Source organism: Bernardetia sp. Wsw4-3y2, assembly GCF_037126295.1.
Classification (GTDB): domain Bacteria; phylum Bacteroidota; class Bacteroidia; order Cytophagales; family Bernardetiaceae; genus Bernardetia.
This window is the reverse complement of the sequence record NZ_CP147017.1, coordinates 415,315-435,413: the sequence shown is the minus strand read 5'-3', so window position 1 is coordinate 435,413 and position 20,099 is coordinate 415,315. Positions and strand designations below refer to the sequence as shown.

General features: G+C 32.4%; 14 protein-coding genes. 9 read left to right on the top strand and 5 right to left on the bottom strand.

What is annotated here, in order from left to right; translation table 11 throughout:
* The 3 genes from V9L05_RS01780 to V9L05_RS01770 all read right to left on the bottom strand — a co-directional run bounded on the left by V9L05_RS01780 (position 1) and on the right by V9L05_RS01770 (position 8,865).
* The gene (locus V9L05_RS01780) at positions 1-2,919 is read right to left on the bottom strand and encodes an S-layer homology domain-containing protein (RefSeq protein ID WP_338814146.1); all 2,919 of its coding nucleotides are present in this window, start codon (positions 2,917-2,919) and stop codon (positions 1-3) included.
* A gap of 967 nt (positions 2,920-3,886) precedes the next feature.
* Positions 3,887-7,375: a BspA family leucine-rich repeat surface protein gene (locus V9L05_RS01775; RefSeq protein WP_338814145.1), complete on the bottom strand. Its 3,489-nt coding sequence runs from the start codon at positions 7,373-7,375 to the stop codon at positions 3,887-3,889.
* A gap of 338 nt (positions 7,376-7,713) precedes the next feature.
* Complete coding sequence (locus V9L05_RS01770; protein WP_338814144.1) at positions 7,714-8,865, bottom strand: hypothetical protein; 1,152 nt, start codon at positions 8,863-8,865, stop codon at positions 7,714-7,716.
* A gap of 128 nt (positions 8,866-8,993) precedes the next feature.
* Here V9L05_RS01770 and fabD point away from each other — a divergent pair, with 128 nt between their 5' ends.
* The 6 genes from fabD (at position 8,994) to clpX (ending at position 14,961) form a co-directional block, all read left to right on the top strand.
* A complete protein-coding gene (gene fabD / locus V9L05_RS01765; RefSeq protein ID WP_338791210.1) occupies positions 8,994-9,866 on the top strand; it encodes an ACP S-malonyltransferase in 873 nt (290 codons plus the stop codon).
* Between the two features lie 51 nt (positions 9,867-9,917).
* Complete coding sequence (locus V9L05_RS01760; protein WP_338814143.1) at positions 9,918-10,613, top strand: rhomboid family intramembrane serine protease; 696 nt, start codon at positions 9,918-9,920, stop codon at positions 10,611-10,613.
* Between the two features lie 60 nt (positions 10,614-10,673).
* Positions 10,674-11,720, top strand: a complete 1,047-nt coding sequence (locus tag V9L05_RS01755; RefSeq protein WP_338791212.1) for a glycosyltransferase — start codon at positions 10,674-10,676, stop codon at positions 11,718-11,720.
* 182 nt (positions 11,721-11,902) lie between these two features.
* Entirely contained in the window at positions 11,903-12,763 is an 861-nt protein-coding gene (locus V9L05_RS01750) for a 2,3,4,5-tetrahydropyridine-2,6-dicarboxylate N-succinyltransferase (RefSeq protein ID WP_338814142.1), read from the top strand.
* 124 nt (positions 12,764-12,887) lie between these two features.
* The gene (locus V9L05_RS01745; RefSeq protein ID WP_338814141.1) at positions 12,888-13,544 is read left to right on the top strand and encodes a cytochrome c; all 657 of its coding nucleotides are present in this window, start codon (positions 12,888-12,890) and stop codon (positions 13,542-13,544) included.
* Between the two features lie 160 nt (positions 13,545-13,704).
* Positions 13,705-14,961: an ATP-dependent Clp protease ATP-binding subunit ClpX gene (clpX, locus tag V9L05_RS01740; RefSeq protein WP_338791215.1), complete on the top strand. Its 1,257-nt coding sequence runs from the start codon at positions 13,705-13,707 to the stop codon at positions 14,959-14,961.
* A gap of 169 nt (positions 14,962-15,130) precedes the next feature.
* Here the strand turns inward: clpX and pth are convergent, their stop codons facing one another.
* The gene (pth, locus tag V9L05_RS01735; protein ID WP_338814140.1) at positions 15,131-15,691 is read right to left on the bottom strand and encodes an aminoacyl-tRNA hydrolase; all 561 of its coding nucleotides are present in this window, start codon (positions 15,689-15,691) and stop codon (positions 15,131-15,133) included.
* Between the two features lie 351 nt (positions 15,692-16,042).
* Between pth and V9L05_RS01730 the strand changes: the two genes are divergently transcribed.
* Positions 16,043-17,062 carry a GSCFA domain-containing protein gene (locus V9L05_RS01730; protein ID WP_338814139.1) on the top strand — a complete coding sequence of 340 codons (1,020 nt, stop codon included), beginning with the start codon at positions 16,043-16,045 and terminating at the stop codon, positions 17,060-17,062.
* Between the two features lie 107 nt (positions 17,063-17,169).
* The gene (locus V9L05_RS01725; RefSeq protein ID WP_338814138.1) at positions 17,170-17,910 is read left to right on the top strand and encodes an isoprenylcysteine carboxylmethyltransferase family protein; all 741 of its coding nucleotides are present in this window, start codon (positions 17,170-17,172) and stop codon (positions 17,908-17,910) included.
* Positions 17,911-18,080: 170 nt separating this feature from the next.
* Here the strand turns inward: V9L05_RS01725 and V9L05_RS01720 are convergent, their stop codons facing one another.
* Positions 18,081-18,830: a hypothetical protein gene (locus tag V9L05_RS01720; RefSeq protein WP_338791220.1), complete on the bottom strand. Its 750-nt coding sequence runs from the start codon at positions 18,828-18,830 to the stop codon at positions 18,081-18,083.
* Between the two features lie 219 nt (positions 18,831-19,049).
* Here V9L05_RS01720 and holA point away from each other — a divergent pair, with 219 nt between their 5' ends.
* A complete protein-coding gene (gene holA, locus V9L05_RS01715) occupies positions 19,050-20,087 on the top strand; it encodes a DNA polymerase III subunit delta (RefSeq protein ID WP_338814137.1) in 1,038 nt (345 codons plus the stop codon).
* Positions 20,088-20,099 lie beyond the last annotated feature (12 nt).

Below are 20,099 nucleotides of genomic sequence, written 5' to 3'. Positions count from 1 at the left end.
TTATAGTTTAATTAAACGCAATGTTTGAGTTCCTTCTTTAGAAGAAATTTTGATAATATACGTTCCTGCTTTTAAGCGAAGAGTAGAAAGTTCGAACTCTTCTTTGTGAGTTCCTGCTTCTTTATTTCCTTGATATAAAATAGAAATTTCTTCTCCTAAAATGCTGTATAAACGAATGCTTATATCAGACGCTTCTTTCAAAGAATAAGCTACATTTAAGCGAGAGTTTTCTATTGGATTTGGAAACAACATCATTCCTTCTATGGTATTTTGCTCTGTTTTTACAGCAATTTTAGAAGCAGGATTTGCAGGCACAACAATATAGGTATTGAATAATTCGGGAGCACGACTCAAATAACGCAACGCCTGATACATCACTACAGTAGCATTTGCTCTAGTGCTGTTTTCATTTGGTTTGTAGTAATTTTTATCAGGATGATTTGCTACAAAACGATTTGCTATTCCATTTGTAACCGAAGTAGTAGCCCACGAAGGAACATCATTTTTATCTGTAAATAAGTTAAGCATGGTGCTTGTTCCTCCTGTTACTCCTAGTCCATTTGAAATAGATAGAGTTACTTGCATTCTTGTAATAGGGTCATTTGGTCTAAATGTGCCATCCGTATAACCACTCAAATACCCAGCACGAGCTGCTTTCAAAATGTTTGCTTCTGCCCAATGTCCACTAATATCAGTAAAACTACGACTAGCCACAGTAGGGTCACTTGAAATACTTGGGTCAATAATAACAGCTATCATTGTCGCAAATTCGGCACGACTTGTTGTGTTATTTGGACGGAAAGTATTATCACTATATCCTGACATAAATCCATTATTCAACATATAACGAATTTCATTTTCTGCCCAATTTCCTGTAATATCTGTAATAACGGGTGCTCCAATAGTAACATTTGCATTAGCAACACTAGAAAAGTTTCCTGCTGCATCTCTTACAATAGATTTTACTTGTCCTGTTGAAGCTAGATTAGTACGCAAATCTTTGGCGTTTGTGTTTCCAACTGTTACTGTAACGCCTGTGCTTCTTCCTTTATACACTTTCAAGTCATCAAATTCTACATTCGCTTGATTGGTACGAAGCGAGATATAACTTCCAGAAGTCAAAGGACTTGAATCTGTCCATTCTGTAAGTAACGCATCATTTCTAAACACTTCAATTTTACCTGTGGTGGTAGAATAAGCCACTTTGTAATCTGCCCAACTTGTACCCACAGCAATAGAAGCACTTGCTCTTGTATTCAAGACATTATTTACTGTTTCAAGAATACTGACTGTTCCACCATCTGCCGAAAACCAAACTAAATAAGAGTTTCCTCTTTCAGAATCAGTTTGAGAAGCCATAATATGAATTCCAAAACGACGGTTTCCAGTTGTACTGTTGAGTTTTGCAGCAAAATTATACAAATAACTTTGTCCATTCGTTTGAGATAAAAATGTAGATAAAGAAGTATTTGTACTTGTGGTATTTGATTGAACCAAACGTCCAGAAGAGTTAGCTGACCAAGTTCCAACACCTACAGTATAATCTGAATGAAGCGAACCAGTAGAAAAGTTATCATTATAAAAACCATTGCCACGATTAGCACGAGTTTCAGAAGCATAGTTTTCTAATACTTGATAGAAACGACCTGTTACACCAACATTATCAGCATCAGTAAAAGTAGCAGAAAAATCACTTGTGGTGCTACTTGTTGCTGTAATGCTTGTCGTTGGATTTACTGTGTCCGAAGGAGTTCCTCCTCCTCCACATCCATTCTGAATCATTGTATTTACCTCTGTTCTTACACCTGGCAATAGAGCATAAAGAGAATTTCCAGGACACTCAGAACAACCTCCTCCGTCTCTATGACCAGCAATATTTTTCACGCTTCCACCCGTAGAATAATGATAAGATGAACCTGTTGGGTTAATTCCTTCTTTGTTTGCTTTCCAAGCTAATAAAGATTTCAAACTATTCATGGCTGCAGTAGTCGGAGTAGTACTTGAAAAAGTACCAAGCATACAAACTCCCATGGTGTTTGAGTTATAACCACAAAAATGTGCTCCAATTACATCTTCAGGACGACCTTGATAGATAGTTCCACTTTTATGAATCAAATAGTTATATCCAATATCTGACCAGCCATTTGAATTTTGATGCAAATCTTGAATAGCTCTAACGGCTGCTGCACCATCATTCCAATCATATCCATAGGCATGATGAACTACCAAATGTGTAACGTTTGTATAAGAATAGCTGCTTTTTGAAGAACGTGCGCCCCAACTAGCACGAGAAACTACAGGAGGCTGTGAACAACCACTACCACTTTGCATGTAATTTGTCATATCATCTTGTGCTTTTTTGATATTTTGTTGAGGAGTTTCTCCAGGGCTATAAAAAGAAACTTCGACATCTTCGATACGTGCAGCTTGTTCACTTCCTGTTTTCCAAGAAATTCTATACTGTATTAAACGAGTTTCTTTTGGTAAAAAACTAGCTACCGAAGTAAGGCGTTTTGCTTCCTTGTGATTTTCTACATTTACGTGTCCATCAAAATCAGTTTTTTCCCAACTATTCCAATTTTTGCCATCTATTGAAGTTCTTTGTTCGATAGTCAAAAATTCGTGGTGTAAATTTTCGCCTTTCCAAGTAGTATAAGCAGAAATAAATGGAGTAGGATTTTCAAGTTCAATTTTAATAGTTCTTGTAGTAAAACTACCTGTTTGTTTCAAACTGTTTAGAGTAAGTCCATTTTTTTGTTGTATTAAGTTTTGTTGAAAACTCAAATTATTTTTTTGAGCAAAGTTTAGACTTTTTTGAGCAGAGCCTTCATTTTTTAGAAGTATTCTATCGTTCTGTGCCGTAGCATAAAACATAACTGATAACCAAAATAAGGCTATTAAAGGGATAATTTTTTTCATTACTGTTAGAGTATAAGTTTTTATAAATATTTAAGGGATTATTTAATGAGTCTTGGTAGTGTTTTTTAGTATAGCATTAGAAATTATACATTAATTGTATAACAGTGTAAATACGTGTTTAAGCGAAATTATAACTTATATTTATGAAATAAAAGTATTAAATTAAATTTGATTTGTACAATTTTAGTTAAAATATCTACTCCCAAATGTAACAATTTTTATTCATAATACACAAATAATAATCAATGATTTTTTAAATAAAAAAGATATTTGTATTGTAAATTATTGATTATCAAATAGTTATAAATAAAAAAAAGATTAATGTTCATAATTAATTAACTTAATTGATAAGGTTTGCGAAGAAAGGGAAATTAAAAAATTTAGCTAGATGCTTATAATGTTTATTTATTGATAATTAAGCTATTTTTTAACATATTGAGTGGTGTAAAATTGAATTACATAGTTGAAGTTTTAGGTTGTTTTTTTATAAAAAAAATAACTTTATATAATTAATTTGATTAATTATATAAAGTTATGTGCTTTATTCTATTTTGCTAAAAAAACATCCTTTTAAGTTACACAAATGGGTGCTTTTTGCTAATTTTAGGGAAAATTTAGTGTCACATATTGCAAGGTTTCTTATATGAAGTAGTCAAAACCTTGTATAGATTGTTGTTTTTTATGCTCAGCAAAAGTCTCAATCAATTGCAAACAACTCTTTTTCCTCCTCATTTTTCTTACTTTGGGAAAGTATTAAAGATGTTCAAAAGTCAGTTTAGAACGGATGAAAAAATGTTGAAACAAAGTATTATATATAATCAAGAAATACCTCTTTTTTTACATTTGCAAACACCAAAAACAACTCATTTATCAAGAAAACATTCAATTAAGAACCTCTAAACAAGAAAAATCAGGCAATCTATAAGACTGCCTGATTTTTCTTTTTTCAGGATTAGACAACTCTTTTTTATTGAATAACAAGTTGTTTTGTATATACTTTTCCTTGAGAAACAATCTGAACTACATAAACACCTGCACTTATTTTTGGAAGTGTAATAGTAGTAGTTTTTTGATTCATAGAAATTTCTTTGCTATAAATTGTTCTACCAAGTGCATCCACTACAACAAGATTTGTCTTTTGATTGGTTGTGGTAGCAAATTCTACTTTAAACGAACCATTATTTGGATTTGGATAGACAGTAAATATTTTAGCAGATTCTTCTTCAATTCCAGTTTCTATATCGAAAGTAAATGCTTTTTCTTCGGTTTCAAATTCACAGCCTGAAATATAAGTTACTTTTGCTTTGTAATTTCCACTTTCAGTTGGTTCAATCGTTTTTTGATTATTGAAACTAGCTACTTCATTTCCATCTTTAAACCAAACTACTGAAACAATAGAATCAGAAGACGAAACGGTAATTGTTTTATCAAAAGAATTTTCTTGGTTTATTGTAATCGTTACTGTTGGCAAGGCATCCACAATCGTATTTTTGACTGTATTAGTAATAATTGGTTCATTAGTATCAAAATAAATATAGGATTTATTTTCAATTCTTGAAGTATCTGAATGCGCTGCAATCTCATCCAACTCAAAAATAACATAACCTTGACTACCTTCTAGATTAGAAGTGCTATCAGGCAAGTTAATGTCATCAAAACGGAAAGTGATAACATTACTGTTGGCTACTGTATCAACAACCATCGTATGGCTACTTTCCACAATTTTCAATGAACTTCTATCTAATAAATTGCTCAATGAATCTACAATATTTACTTTTAAAGCAGGGGCATTTCCTGTATTTTGGAAACGGATTGTATAAGTAAGAGGTAAATCAGAACGTTTTGTAAGTTTATTATCACAGATTCCTTGTGGATAGACTTGTTTATCGTTGGGGTCGTAAGAGTTTACGATTGGGAAACAGTATTGTTTTAGATTATTCAAACGAGTAAGGTCATTTGTTTCAGGTGTAACATGTCCTGAAAAACAAACCTCATCGCCAATGTTCAAGCTATCGTTTGGTAATACTTGTATTCTAACTGAAAAACTTCTATCAAAACTCAAATCTGTAACATCCCAAAATAAATTAGTTCCTACAGTTCTGTTTGGAGTAATAGATGAAGAAACATAGGTAACATCTGAAGGTAAAGTAACTTTTAGTTCTCCAGATTTGGGAGCGCAGGAATAATTATTAACAAGAGCTGTAATTGTAGAAATTATGGCAGGACGCAAAGGCGCAGAAATAATATTTACATTAAAGTCATAGCTTGTAGCAGAAGGATTTATAATAACAGGTTGAATAGTTTGGTTTCCTGCTCGGTCTGTAATGCGTAAGTTCAAACTTTCTACAGAAGTATTTCCACAATCAAAAAACTTAGTTTCAAGCCCTGTATCATCAAATACTACATTTATATCTACCGAATCTGTACAGTTATCACTCAAAGAAGCAATAAAATCTCTTGCTGAAATTGTTGCTTGATTAGAAGCGTCAAAAGATACTGGCAGAACTCTGACAGAAATAACTGGACGAATAGTATCTTTTACATGAATAATTGTAGGAGAAGTTTCTGTATTTCCATTGTTATCTGTAACTCTCAAAACTACATTAACTGCATTTGTATCAGCACAAGAAAAAGAACGAGTAGAAAGTCCTGTATCATCAAAAAGATAAGAAACTATAGTATCTCCACAAGCTGCTGAACTTATGCTATCCAACAAAGCTGCATTTACTTCTACACTTCCTGTATTATCTAAATAAGCTGCATAATTAGTTTTGCTCATTGCTTGTAAACTTTGGGAAGTTGTTACTAAGAATTCCAATCTATCACTAATTCCACAACCTACAGTAGAGTCTTGAGCATAAAAGTAAGTAGAATCTGCTGTCAAAACTGGTGTAGTAAAATTACTTCCTGTATGAATGGGTATATTATTTGTAGGAGAGTCATACCAATAAACTGTTCCTGTTCCATCAGTCTCTAAAGTAGTTTGGGTATTTATACACAATCCATATTGATTTTGTGATAAAGTAATATTATTTAATGATACTGCTAAACTCTGTGTGTCTCCCGTAATAACCCAATTATTAGGAGTAGAGGTCAGAATACTACGTGCTACTGTAGCACGACAGTAAGTTAAATTGTCAGCATCCAAAGCTACATTTGGCTGCACATTTTGTGTTACCCAACCTATTAGTGTGGCATCATAGTTAGAGGTGTTTAACCCTGACCTAGTAAGCATGTCTTTCATATCTGTAACATTACTGATATCCCAGCTCCCAATATTCTGATTAAAAGAACTAGCATTTAAAAACATAAACCTCATACTGGTAACATTTTCCGTATTCCAGTTTCCAATATTTTGATTGAAAGAAGTAGCACCTCTAAACATAAAACTCATACTGGTAACATTACTTGTATTCCAGTTTCCAATATCTTGATTGAAAGAAGTAGCTCTTTCAAACATCCCAGTCATAGTTGTTACATCTTCCGTGTTCCAGTTGCTGATATCTTGATTGAAAGATGTTGCTCCTCTAAATGTCCAATACATACCAGCAACATTACTTGTATTCCAGTTTCTAATATTTTGATTGAAAGATGTTGCTCCTTCAAACATCGAATTCACACTAATAACATTACTTGTATTCCAGTTTCCAATATTTTGATTGAAAGATGTTGCTCCTTTAAACATGGCACTCATATTTATTACATTTTCCGTGTTCCAATTTCCAATATCTTGATTGAAAGAAGTAGCTTTTCCAAACATCTCAAACATAGATTCTACATTTTCCGTGTTCCAGTTTCCAATGTTTCCATTGAAGTTAGTACAATTGTAAAACATGCGATTCATATTTGTTACATTTTCCGTGTTCCAGTTTCCAATATCTTGATTGAAAGAAGTGGCATCAACAAACATCCAATGCATATCGGTTACAGTTTCTGTATTCCAACTTCCAATATTTCCATTAAAAATAGTACAACTTGTAAACATACTACTCATACTACTCACTCCTATAAGATTTGGATTATCAATAGCATTATAAGTAAGGTTAGAGCAGCCATAAAAAGCACTATTCAGACTTTTCCATTCTATGTTTCCCCACTCTTCTATAGTGCGTAATTTTGCCCTATGAGTAGTATCATTATACATATAAAAATGAGGAAAAACGCCTGTAATAGCTATCTCATAAGTATCTCCATTTGTAAGCCCTGAAATGGTATAGTTTCTTGTTTGTCCTGTAGAAGAACCGTTACCTACGCCTGTATTGGTAAGGTTTGTCCAAGTAATATCATAATTATATGCTCCACTATTTGAATTTGTAAGAATAGTAATTGTCCCATCATCGGTTACCCAAGTGGTACGAAAAGCTTGTGCTTCTGCCGTATCTACAGAAAACAAGTATAGAGTAAAGAAAACAGCACATAGAAATAGGCTGTGTAAAGAGCAATGAAGATTTCTCATCTAAGAATAAATTAATTTAAAAAAATAAACAGTAGAATCTATCTCATTAAAACTGTAATCTAAAGTTTTTCAATTTCTGTTTGACAGTATTTGTAAATACCTATCCAAATAGAGAAAGAGAAGAAAATAGTTACACTTTTTTAAAGTGATAGTGTATGATAATTAATTTAGTTAGTGAGATTATTATACAGGTTGAGAAAGTTAAGAATGATAAAAATAGCAGCTAGATAACATTGAATAGTATCAAATTTTCTCAGTAGTATGAGGGCAAATATACGTCTTTATTTGAAATAAAAAATAAATTTTTGTTTTTTTTGATAAAAATTACTTTTAATATATTAATCCATATTTTCTTTATCAGATAATACAGAGTCAGAAGAAACAACAGCCGTTTTATCAAAAAGTAGCTTTCGGAGTTCGGGATTTTTTCCAAATTTCCATATTAGTCCGTCGATGTAATAGTGATAAATTACGACCATTGTAAAGGGAACAAAAAGCCATTTAGCCCATCCATTGGTCATTAAGCCTATAATTTCTATTGTTCCGACTACAAAACCATAAATCATAGCCACCCCAAACCATTTCAAAACTACATTTTTGATATGCGAAAAACGTTTTCTTTGGTAGTGCATCACAAAGCCTTGATACTGAATATTATGATAGACAGTTTCTAGTGATTCAGCTACTAAAAAGGGTAAAGCAGTAAGAAAAAATACAAAATAATGCGTAGAAAGTGCAGCTACTAAAAATAGTATTTTAGGAATATTAATTGGTTTGTGTTTATAAAAACGCCACACTTGGCGAAAAGAAAAAGCAACCAAAAAGAAAATAAAAATACTCCAAACGATTTCTGTAATCTGTGGAGGAAGGTAAGGAAAATCGGCTGTTAGCTCTTTGTAAATCACGACAGGACTTTTTATATCCGAATAATCTCTAAAAAAACAAGCAAACATACCCGAATAAAAAAGACCTGTATCCAAATAATCATCAATTTTATCAAAATCTTGATTAATTCCTTTATAGGCTTTCAAAAAACCAGAATGCTGACGGATAATGTGCCAACTCCCAAAAAAGGCAGCAAAGACAATCAGTTTTTTTTCAAATCCCATTCCTGTTACAACTAACCCTGCTACAATAAAAGCAGCTAATCCCCACGTGTGCATGTGTTTTCGTTCTTCAAATTCTTCTTTGTCAGCGTGTGTTCTTGAGAAGGTTTGAAAGATATGAGGGTGATCAAAAATAGCAGTAAAGACAAAGTAAGTCAGAATAATAGAATCACCTTGAGGAGCTAAATCTAATGTTTCTGCATACATAAAAATACCCAAAAATAGAAGCGTAAAGACACAACTTCCTATAAAAAAGAAACCATCATAACGAGGACTTACTATCCAGTTTATAGAAAAATGCTTATTTGTTTTGGATAAGTTTTTCTTCTCTTTAGGGTTTTTGTTTTGCTCTTTCTCTACTTTGTTTTGTATTGTAGCTTCCATGTCTGACTATTTTTTGCCTTTCTTCTGTATTCTGATAATCCAAAAAGCTATTGAGTTCTATAATTTTATTAATTTTGAATCAATTTACAAATCTTAATTTACAAAAATCATAAAACACAACAAAATACATGAACGCATACATTTTTCCTGGACAAGGCTCACAATTTGTCGGAATGGGCAAAGAATTATATGAAACTAACGAAACAGCCAAAGAGCTTTTCGAAAAAGGAAACGAAATTTTAGGTTTCAGAATTACAGATTTGATGTTTGAAGGAACAGAAGAAGACCTCAAACAAACCAATGTTACTCAACCTGCTATTTTTCTTCACTCTGTCATTTTGGCAAAAGTAACTGAAAATTTCAAACCTGATGCTGTTGCAGGACATTCTTTGGGAGAATTTTCGGCACTTGTGGCTGCTGGTGCGCTCTCTTTCGAAGATGGACTAAGACTTGTAAAAGTTCGTGCAGAAGCAATGCAGAAAGCCTGTGAAAAAGAACCTTCTACTATGGCTGCTATTTTGGCTTTAGACGATGAAACGGCTGAGAAAGTATGTGAAGGAATAGAGGAAATTGTAGTTCCTGCAAACTACAACTGCCCTGGGCAACTTGTAATTTCAGGTTCGATAAAAGGCGTAGAACTAGCTTGTGAGGCAATGAAACAAGCAGGCGCAAAACGTGCCTTGATGCTCAATGTAGGTGGTGCTTTTCATTCGCCTTTGATGGAATCGGCTAGAGAAGAACTGGCTGCTGCTATCAATGAGGTAAATATTGAATCGCCTTCTTGTCCAATTTATCAAAACGTAGATGCAAAGCCTTATACAGAACCTGCAAAAATCAAAGAAAATTTGATTGCTCAACTGACTGCACCTGTGCGTTGGACACAAACTATCCAAAATATGCACAATGATGGAGTTACTAAATTTATAGAATGTGGAGCAGGAAAAGTATTGCAAGGACTTGTAAAGAAAATTGAAAGAAGTGCAGAAACTGTTTCTGTATAACAAACAAACCCTAAGGGTCTTTAAGGCTCTTAGGGTTTTAAAGAAATAAAAATGAAAGAATCACAAACCATCTCGCAATCTATTCGCTATATTTTACTTATAGCCTCTGTTTTTTGGGTAGTTTATCTGACTGAATGGATGTGGGAACAAAACTGGTCACACTGGGTCGGTTATCCTAGAAGTAAAGAGGGAATTATCGGTATTTTTTTGAGTGCATGGTTACATGGTGACTGGATTCATTTGGGTTCGAATACAGTTGCATTTATAATGCTTGGAAGTGGACTTTTTGTGCTTTATCCTGCGTTATCTGAAAAAGTTTTGTGGATAAATTTGTTTCTAACTGGTATTGGAGTTTGGCTTTTTGCTCGTCCTGCTTATCATATTGGTGCAAGTGGTTGGATTTATTCGTTGGCTAGTTTTCTGTTTTTTAGTGGTGTTTTTCGGAGAGATAGGCGTTCACTTCTAATTAGTTTTACAATTATGTTTGTTTATGCAGGAATGTTAGAAACTATTTTTCCATCAGAAAAAACAGCTTTAGAACATATTTCTTGGGAATCGCATCTTATTGGTGGAATTGTAGGTGCATTTATGGCATTTTCATTTCGTAAAGAAGTAGCAGATAATTCTGTTTTGAGTGAAGAAAATCAAATTCTTGATTATTTAGATACACATAAAAATTACCAAGAAGGAATTATTCCACTAAAAACGTCTAATTTTGTGTATTCTTATAAAGAAAACAAAAAGTAATTTTATTTAATTATCGCCATTGTTGGTGTCCTCACTAACGATATATTTAACTATAAAAAATTGAACTCAAAAATAGCTGTTGTTATCCTAAATTATAATGGAGAAAAACTTTTTCCTGTCTTTTTGCCTTCTGTAATTGAGCATAGCACGAATAATTTTACAGAAATCATCATTGCCGATAATGCCTCTACTGATAATTCTATTGAGTATTTGAAAGAAAATTATCCACAGATTAGAAGAATAGAACTCACTCAAAATTATGGTTTTGCAGAAGGATATAATCAAGCATTAGCTATTCTGAAATCAGAAAAACAATTTGATTATTATATTTTACTTAATTCTGATGTAGAAGTTACACAAAATTGGCTTAATCCTATCTTAGAAATTTTTGAAAAAGACACAGAAAAGAATATTTCAGCTATTCAGCCAAAAATCAGAATGCATGCGCACAAACACCTTTTCGAACACGCAGGAGCAGCAGGTGGGATGATTGATTATTTGGGTTATCCCTTTTGTAGAGGACGAATTTTTGATACTTTAGAAGAAGATAAAGGTCAATATAATAATCAAATTCCTATTTTTTGGGCGACAGGTGCAGCAATGGCAATTCGTGCAGAAGTGTATCACGAGTTAGGAGGACTAGATAAAGATTTCTTTGCTCACATGGAAGAAATAGATTTGTGTTGGCGAATTCATCATACAGGAAAAAAGATTGTTTATTGCCATGAAAGTACCGTTTTTCATTTGGGAGGAGGAACGTTGAACCCAATGAGTGAAAGAAAAACCTATCTTAATTTTAGAAATGGATTGACACTTTTACTCAAAAATTTACCTTCAAAAAATCTATTTTTTAAAATCTATTTTAGAATGATTTTGGATGGAATAGCAGGAATTAAATTTCTTTTGGAGGGAAAACCAAAGTTTACACTAGCTATCTTAAAAGCTCATTTTTATATGTATGCAAATCTTTCTTCTATTTTGAATAAAAGAAAAGACAATCAAAATAAATTTGGTACATTAAAACTCCCTTCTATTGTCTATCCGAAAAGTATTGTTTGGCAGTATTTTGCAAAGAAAAATAAGACTTTTGATAAATTGGAAAGATAAACCTCAACTTCATAAAAAACCAAAACAGACACTTCAAAAAATTGTCTGTTTTTTTATTGCTTCGTACATTTGTAAATTAGCAGAATCAAAAAATAGCATCAAAAACAAATGCTACAACTATGTGTTAGGTAGAAATTGAATCAAAATAAATCACTAAAAATACAACATTTCCCATAAAAGTCATGAACGAACGTATAAAATTAATAGAAGCAGCTTGGTTAGATCGTACTTTGTTAAAAAATACAGTCGTACAAGAAGCTGTTTTTCAAACAATTGAAGATTTAGATAAAGGAGTTTTAAGAGTTGCAGAACCAAATTTGAATCTCACTATTGAACCAACTGAATTTGCTGACCAACAAATAGCTTCTGAATGGACTGTTCATGAATGGATAAAAAAAGCTGTTATTCTTTATTTTCCTCTTCGTAAAATGGAAACTATCGAATGTCCTCCTTTTGAATTTCACGACAAAATTCCATTGAAAAAAAATTATGCAGACCTTGGCGTTCGTGTCGTTCCTCATGCGATTGCAAGACACGGAGCTTTTATCAATAGAGATGTTGTCATGATGCCTTCTTATGTCAATATCGGTGCGTATGTTGATAGTGGTACAATGGTGGATACTTGGGCAACCGTCGGAAGCTGTGCTCAAATAGGAAAACACGTACATTTGAGTGGTGGGGTCGGAATTGGAGGCGTTTTAGAACCTGTACAGGCTGCTCCAGTAATTATTGAAGATGGTGCTTTTATCGGTTCTCGTTGTATTTTGGTAGAAGGTGTCAGAGTTGGAAAAGAAGCTGTTTTGGGTGCAAATGTAACCATTACAGGAAGCTCAAAAATTATTGATGTAACCAAACAAGAAGCTGTTACTTATCGTGGATATGTTCCTCCTCGTTCGGTAGTAATTCCTGGAAGTTATCTCAAAAAATTCCCTGCTGGAAAATATAATGTTCCTTGTGCTTTGATTATCGGACAACGCAGCGAAAGTACAGACTTAAAAACTTCTTTGAATGAGGCTTTACGTCAGAATGATGTAGCTGTTTAGTGAAGCCGTCGGTGAGACACCGACAACGGCAAGTTTTTTTACAAATGAAAATTCGCCTTTTTTATTTTATATCTATTAAATAAATTGAACAGGGTTTTAACCCTGTTTTTATAAAAAAAATCAAATGCTAAACGCTATCCCAACAGGTGCTTATACAGGACTTTTGCACACACACAAATTAGTCGTCCTTCTTTTTCTAGTTATTTATGTTATTAAATTAGCTCTATTGCTTTTTAGTGAAGCTAATTTGGATAAAATGAGAGCCAGCAAACCTGCACGTATTTTCGAAGTGATTTTGAGTGTTCTTTTTTTAGTTACAGGAATTGCAATGTGGACAAATGTTGCAGAGCCATTTCAAACACTTTTTTTAATAAAAATTGTAGCCGTTTTTGCATCTATTCCTTTGGCTGTTATTGGTTTTAAAAAGAAAAATAAGGCATTAGCAGTGCTTTCGGTAGTTTTGCTTTTTGCAGCGTATGGAATTGCAGAAGTAAAAAAGAAAAGTTATTTGAAGCCAGAAAAACAAGATATGGTTTATAATGAAGCCGAAACAAGCGTTTATGGCAAACAATTATATACTCAATATTGTGAAAATTGTCATGGGGCAGATGGTGCAGCAGGACTTTCAGGTGCAAAAAATCTTCAAACAAGCAATATTTCTGATGCAGATTCTAAAATGCAAATCAAAAATGGAAAAGGAAATATGCCTGCTTATGATGGAATATTGAATGACAAACAAATTGATGCTGTCATTACACATATTAAATCACTTCGGAAATAAGTGAAAAAAAAATACGATATTTGTGTAATCTTAAAATCTAAACCAAATAAGCTAATTGAAATTTAACTATTTTATATTAGCTCATTATGCATTGGAATAACAGTTAATAAATTACTAATTCGTAATTTTTAATTCGTAATTCGTAATTGTCTTTAAAAATATGGCTAAAGAAAAATCATGTAATTTTTGTGGCTCGTCGGCTCGTTCTCGTCAGCTTATGGTTGATGGACCTGGTGGTGTAACAATTTGTAATCAATGTATCGAACAAGCGCATCAAATTTGGCAACAAGAAGAGTTATCACGCAAAAAAGGTAAAGTCAAATTGAATTTGATTAAACCAATGGAAATGCGAAAACTTTTAGATGAATATGTTATTGGACAAGAAAAAGCAAAGAAAATTCTTTCAGTTGCTGTCTATAATCATTATAAAAGATTGATGCGTTCTGGTCAGGCAATGGGAGTTCATTCAGATATAGATGACGGAATTGTTATCGAAAAATCAAATATCTTGATGGTTGGTAAAACAGGAACAGGAAAAACATTGCTTGCCAAAACATTAGCTAGAGCTTTACAAGTTCCGTTTTGTATTGCTGATGCCACTGTTATTACAGAAGCAGGTTATGTAGGTGAAGATGTAGAAACCATTCTTACTCGTCTTCTGCAAGCTGCTGATTATGATGTCTATGCTGCCGAACGTGGAATCGTTTTTATTGACGAGATTGATAAAATTGCTCGTAAGTCGGATAATCCGTCTATTACTCGTGATGTAAGTGGTGAAGGTGTTCAGCAAGCACTTTTAAAACTTTTGGAAGGAAGTATTGTAAATGTTCCACCACAAGGAGGACGCAAGCACCCAGACCAAAAGATGATTGCTGTCAATACAGAAAATATTTTATTTATTTGTGGAGGTGCATTTGATGGCATCGATAAAAAAATTGCTAAAAGATTGAATACTAAATCGTTAGGTTTTGAAAGTAATTCTGAACGCAACCGAAATATTGATGAGAGAAATATATTACAATATGTAAATGCTCAAGATTTGCGTTCTTTCGGACTTATACCAGAACTTATTGGTCGTATGCCTGTCGTTACACATCTCAACCCATTAGATAAAGAAGCATTGAGAAATATTTTGACAGAACCAAGAAATGCAATTACCAAACAGTATCAAAAACTCTTCAAGATGGAAAATGTAGATTTGACATTTGAAGAAGAAGCATTAGACTATATTGTCGAACAAGCTATGGAATCTGGTTTGGGAGCAAGAGGGCTACGTTCTATTTGTGAGACGATTGTTTTGGAAGCTATGTATGAAGTTCCTTCAAATCCGAATCAAACAGAATTGGTTATAACACAAGAATATGCGAAAGACCAATTTACAAAGTCTGAAATGATGCGTAGCTTGAAAGTTGCCTAAGCAGAATTGTGAATTATGGATGGTAAATTATGAATGGTAAATTATGAATGAATGAAAATACTTTAGCTGATAAATCTGTTGAGCTTGTTTAGTTTCTCATTCTTTATTTAAAAAAAACTGCTTCAAATAGCTACGCTTGAAGCAGTTTTTTATTTCTAGCTCCATTCTATTATGAATTATACTGACTCATCGTTCTATCAATTCCAATACTACAAAAAGAAAGTGTCATTTCTTCTATTTTATCCAAAATTAAAGGAAGTGCAGCCGATTCATTTTTATCAAATTCGCCCAAAACAAAATCAATTTGTTTTCCTTTCGAAAAATTATCTCCAATTCCGACACGCAAACGAGGATAATTTTGAGTTTGTAACAAATCTTGAATATTTTTTAGTCCGTTATGTCCTGCATCAGAACCTTTTTTACGCATTCTGAGGGTTTCTAAAGGCAACGCCAAATCATCAACAATTACCAAACAGTTTTCAATTTCTATTTTGAGTTCGGTCAGCCAATGACGAACAGCTTTTCCACTCAAATTCATATAGGTAGAAGGTTTTATCATATAAATTGCTCTACCTTTATGCTTGAAAGATGCTACATCAGCATAGCGTTTGGTTTCAAAAGTTACTCCTTTTGACTCTGCCATTTTATCGACAGCCATAAAACCTACATTATGGCGTGTATTTTTGTATTCTGAACCAATATTTCCAAGTCCAACAATTAAATATTTCATAGTTTTGTAATTATCTGTATCGCCGACTTTAGTTTAATGCTATTAAGCTAAGGATTAGTAATTTTTATTTACTCTGTAAGAGTTTCATATTGGCAGAAAAGATATGAATTTAGTTTTCATTTACTCCGTAGGAGTTATATATTGGTAGGTTTTGTGCGATTTGCAAACAAAATGCTACCAATATGCAGTTCCTAACGGAACAAAAGAAGGATTTTCTCTTCGTTTTTTACCAATATGAAGTTCCTATGGAACAGAACTTCTTAGCTTAATAGTATTGGGCTTTAGTCTGCGTGTATTTTTTTACAAAATAAGGCAAACTAAATTCTAAAATCAACTCATAAATTCAATAACGTGAAATTCAGAACCGAACTACATCCTATTTCATTACAAAAAAAAATAAATTTATCGAATAAAATAGTTACGATGGGTTCTTGTTTTTCAGAAAATATTGGACAAAAACTCCTTCAAAATAAATTCGAAACACTAATTAATCCTTTTGGTGTTATCTTTAATCCTCTTTCAGTTATTCAGCTTTTAGAATGGATTATAGAGGAAAAAAATGGAGATGTTTTGATGGATAATTTAGAAAATTTTTATATTCAGCACGATGAAGTTTGGTATAATTATCATTTGCATTCCAAAATTGCTAGTCAGGATAAAGAAGAACTAAAACCAATTGTAAAACTAAAAGCAAAACAAACTTTTGAATTTTTAGAAAAAGCAGATACAATTATTCTGACTTTCGGAACGGCTTTTATGTATGAATTATTGGGAGAAAATGGAAATAATAAAATACCCATTTCAAATTGCCACAAACAACCAAAAAATCTATTCAATAAAAAGTTAATTGACTTAGAAATTGCAAAAGTGAAATTTGAGCATTTTATCAAGAAAATAAATTTATTTGGAGAGAAAGAAAAACAAATTATAATTACAGTCAGTCCTGTTCGTCATTTGAAGGAAGGTTTGGTGGAGAATAGTGTCAGTAAATCTATCTTGAGAGTTTTGGCGCATTTTCTTACAGAAAAGTTTGAAAACGTAAATTATTTTCCTTCTTATGAACTCGTTTTGGATGATTTGCGTGATTATCGTTTTTATGAATCTGATTTACTGCACCCAAACGCTCAAGCAATAGAATACATTTGGAGAAAGTTTTCTGAAAATTACTTTGATGATAAAACTCAGTTATTCTTAAAAAAATGGCAAAAAATAGCTTCTTCGTTAGCTCATAGACCTTTTTTTCCTAACCGAAAAAGCCATCAAGATTTTATTCAAAAATTGATTTCTGATATAGAAAAAGTAGAGAAAGAATTTAAAATTGAGCTAAAAGAAGAAATTGAGTTTTTGAAAAATAATAATTTAAAGTTATAATAAAGTTTTCACATACTTTAAGAGCTAAATAAAATACCTTACCTTTGCAACACTAAAAAAATAAGAACATTTTTACAGAACTATTAACTCATAATCCAACTTACTAAATGGCATTAATTGAAGAACTAGACAAAGAAGGTAATTTTTTATTCAAACATAGAGGAACTCTTCCAATCCCTTTTGTTTTTGTAGCGTTAGGACTTTATGCATGGCAAGCTCAGAGTCAAGGCTTTCCAGAATGGTTTTCCTATTACGAATATGTTTGTTTGGCTGTCGGGCTGTTGGGGCAGTTTGTACGAGCTTATACTGTTGGACACACGCCAAAAGGAACTTCTGGCAGAAATACAAAAGAGCAAGTAGCCGAAACGCTTAATACAAGTGGAATTTATTCGATTGTGAGACATCCACTTTATGTAGGGAATTTCTTGATGTGGCTGGGTGTAGCTCTGCTAACAGCTAATTTTTGGTTTATTACGTGTTTTGTTTTGGCATATTGGTTATATTATGAGCGAATTATGTATGCAGAAGAATATTTTTTGCGCAACAAATTTGGTCAACAGTATTTAGATTGGGCTTCAACTGTTCCTCCTTTTATTCCTCGTTTTTCTAATTTCAATGGTGCAAACTTAGAGTTTTCTGCCAAAAATGTTTTGAAACGTGAGTATAACGGATTCTTTGCTTTGATGCTTATTTTTACTGTTTTTATTGGTATTCGTTTTTATTTCAAAACATTTATGTACGGACTTCCTAACGAATGGTATATTATTTTTGGAGTAAGTTTATTAATCTTTGCAACACTTAAAATACTAAAGAAATTTACGAAAGTATTAGACGTGCAAGGTAGATAATCACAAGAAGACAAAACGAGAAAAAAATCAATAAAAAACGGATTCAAAATAGCTTGAATCCGTTTTTTTATAAAAGAATAAATCAAAATTTCTTGTTCAGTATTTTCTTTGCCATTTTTGGTGTATCTATCTATCATCGATGAGATAGGAAAATAATTCATAAGAGCAGATTATTTGAATTTTACAGAATTCCCAATATCTACTTTTTTATCTTCTTGCATCAAATCCAAAAAAGGAATTGTCATAGTTAATGTTTTTTTATCTTCTGAAACTGTCGTGTTTGATTTATTAGAATATGATTTTACTTGATTAGGAACATGAACAATATAAGTATAATTTGCTCCTCCAAAAAACATTTGCATCATCTGTTTCATCTGTGCTTTTTCTTCTTCGGTTTGTTCTTTATCGTCATCTTTTTTTCCTCCCATAATTTCTGACATATCCATTCCATTGTCTCCCATTGAAAAAGAATTTGCTCTAGTAAACTCTCCCTTTTTGAAAGAGTATTGTTTCTGCATTATCTTTACTTCGCCTTCTTTTTCCTCTTTAGAAGCATTTATGGCTCTATTGAGTGCATCTACATCTTCAAAATCATACATTACTGTAAACTTCATTCCTTCTGTTGAAGCTGCTGTTTTGATATTTGAAATTCCTTTTACTTTAGATAATTTTGCTTTTGTTTCTTCTAAAGTAGAGTCCATTTTATTCATTTCTTTATTTGCACTCTTTGCCGAATCACTTTGCATATTGAGTGCCATTTGTATCATTGGATTATTTCCCAAATCAATTGTCTGAATAAAAGAACCCGAACCGTCTTTATTGATGGTAACTTCTTCTTTCAAGTCAAAACAACTAGTAAGTGAAATAGCTAAAATGGCTACGATGGCTAAACTGTAAAATCGTCTGAAAATATTTTTCATAAAATAACTAAAATTAGATAAGTAAATTAAAAGTAGTAAAACCTAAAAGTGGTTTTAACGAACAAATATACTTTATGGTTTACAATGTATATGCCATTTGTAAAATCAGTTTAAAAACACATTTTTGTAAAATCAATTCAACACATACACTCAAATTTAGATTATATTTGTAGAAAAATAGAATAAAATCACTTTTAGCGACGACAAAAAAAACTATTTATGCCAAAAAAGCCAGAAGAAATTTTAAAAGATTTAAGTGCAGGAAAATTTTCTCCTTTTTATTTTTTGATGGGAGAAGAGTCTTTTTATATAGACAAAATTTCAGATTATATTGAGGAAAATGCTTTAGAAAAGTCAGAAAGAAGTTTTAATCAAACAGTTTTGTATGGAAAAGATATTCAGATGAAGGATATTATTTCGCAAGCCAAACAGTTTCCTGTTATGGCAATGCGCCAAGTAGTAATTGTGAAAGAGGCACAGGAAATTAGTGATTTTGGAAGAGAAACTGCCAAAACTCAACTTCAAAATTATGCAGAAAAAGCAGTTCCTACTACAGTTTTGGTATTTTTGTACAAACATAAAAAGTTAGCTCTCAATACAAAACTTGCTAAGGCGATAGACAAACATGCTATTTTGGTAGAATCCAAACCACTTTATGAAAACCAAGTTCCTGCTTGGATTGGCAATTACTTGCAACAAAAAAAATATAGAATTACACCTGATGCAACAGCTTGGCTCATTGAAAATGTGGGTATAGAACTCTCAAGATTAGCCAATGAAATAGATAAATTATTGCTCAATTTTGGTAAGGCAGAAGTGGGTTCGCAGCCTTCACAAATCACCACTGAGCTAGTCAAAAAATATATTGGAACAACAAAAGAATATAATGTCTTTGATTTGCAACGAGCAATTGCCCAGAGAAACAGTTTGAAAACACATAAAATAATAAATACATTTGCAGCCAATCCAAAAGATAACCCAGTTATTCCGATTGTTTCTTCTCTTTTTGGATATTTTTGTAAACTGATTTTGATACACAAAAATCAAGGAAAGAGTAATAATGAATTAGCAGGTATTTTGAAAGTAAGTCCGTTTTTTGTCAAAGATTATTCGGCTGCAGCTCGTAATTATAATATTCCAAAAATTTTATTTGTCTTACACGCTCTCCGTATTGCTGATGCACAATCAAAAGGAATAAATAGTAGTGCAAAAGATGAAGAAATTTTGAGAGAATTAGCTGTACGAATTTTGGGGTAAAAAGTGTTTGAG

What these genes read in the sequence shown, in the direction of transcription:
- V9L05_RS01780 (WP_338814146.1), bottom strand. Translation starts at nt 2,919, where the DNA reads ATGAAAAAAATTATCCCTTTAATAGCCTTATTTTGGTTATCAGTTATG.
- V9L05_RS01775 (WP_338814145.1), bottom strand. Translation starts at nt 7,375, where the DNA reads ATGAGAAATCTTCATTGCTCTTTACACAGCCTATTTCTATGTGCTGTT.
- V9L05_RS01770 (WP_338814144.1), bottom strand. Translation starts at nt 8,865, where the DNA reads ATGGAAGCTACAATACAAAACAAAGTAGAGAAAGAGCAAAACAAAAAC.
- fabD (WP_338791210.1), top strand. Translation starts at nt 8,994, where the DNA reads ATGAACGCATACATTTTTCCTGGACAAGGCTCACAATTTGTCGGAATG.
- V9L05_RS01760 (WP_338814143.1), top strand. Translation starts at nt 9,918, where the DNA reads ATGAAAGAATCACAAACCATCTCGCAATCTATTCGCTATATTTTACTT.
- V9L05_RS01750 (WP_338814142.1), top strand. Translation starts at nt 11,903, where the DNA reads ATGAACGAACGTATAAAATTAATAGAAGCAGCTTGGTTAGATCGTACT.
- V9L05_RS01745 (WP_338814141.1), top strand. Translation starts at nt 12,888, where the DNA reads ATGCTAAACGCTATCCCAACAGGTGCTTATACAGGACTTTTGCACACA.
- clpX (WP_338791215.1), top strand. Translation starts at nt 13,705, where the DNA reads ATGGCTAAAGAAAAATCATGTAATTTTTGTGGCTCGTCGGCTCGTTCT.
- pth (WP_338814140.1), bottom strand. Translation starts at nt 15,691, where the DNA reads ATGAAATATTTAATTGTTGGACTTGGAAATATTGGTTCAGAATACAAA.
- V9L05_RS01725 (WP_338814138.1), top strand. Translation starts at nt 17,170, where the DNA reads ATGGCATTAATTGAAGAACTAGACAAAGAAGGTAATTTTTTATTCAAA.
- V9L05_RS01720 (WP_338791220.1), bottom strand. Translation starts at nt 18,830, where the DNA reads ATGAAAAATATTTTCAGACGATTTTACAGTTTAGCCATCGTAGCCATT.
- holA (WP_338814137.1), top strand. Translation starts at nt 19,050, where the DNA reads ATGCCAAAAAAGCCAGAAGAAATTTTAAAAGATTTAAGTGCAGGAAAA.